Source organism: Kitasatospora sp. MBT66, assembly GCF_000710405.2.
Classification (GTDB): domain Bacteria; phylum Actinomycetota; class Actinomycetes; order Streptomycetales; family Streptomycetaceae; genus Kitasatospora; species Kitasatospora purpeofusca.
In genome coordinates this window covers 24149-24493 of sequence record NZ_JAIY01000002.1, presented here as the reverse complement: position 1 = coordinate 24493, position 345 = coordinate 24149, and the positions used below count along the sequence as shown (strand labels likewise).

The 345-nt window shown below is 74.8% G+C and carries 2 pseudogenes; both read right to left on the bottom strand.

Annotated elements, in window-relative coordinates:
* Positions 1–190: pseudogene (locus tag BI06_RS53055) on the bottom strand (multidrug ABC transporter permease); the annotation flags it as partial.
* A pseudogene (locus BI06_RS50170) lies at positions 150–345 on the bottom strand (ABC transporter ATP-binding protein); the annotation flags it as partial. The pseudogenes BI06_RS50170 and BI06_RS53055, both read right to left, overlap by 41 nt.

Below are 345 nucleotides of genomic sequence, written 5' to 3'. Positions count from 1 at the left end.
CGGGCTGGATCGCCCGGGTGTAGACCTCGGTCCGGTCGTGGCGCAGCTTCTGGAGCTCGACCACGCACATCGCGGCGACCCGGGCGGGCACCTGGCGCCAGCCGGTGCGGGGCGGCGGGGGTACCAGCAGCAGGCCCAGGTCTGGTGCGTCAGCCGACGCGGTTGGCTGTGCGACGGGTCCGGCGGACATCGTTGAAGTCTCCTTCCGCGCTCTCGCCGCGGGCCAGCCCGCGGCCCGAGAAGTGGCGGAACACGTCGTCGAGCGTGGGATCGGGCAGGGCGGCGTCCTGCTCGCGGACCCGGGCCTTGAGTTCCTCGGGGGTGCCGAGGGCGCGGATCCGGCCG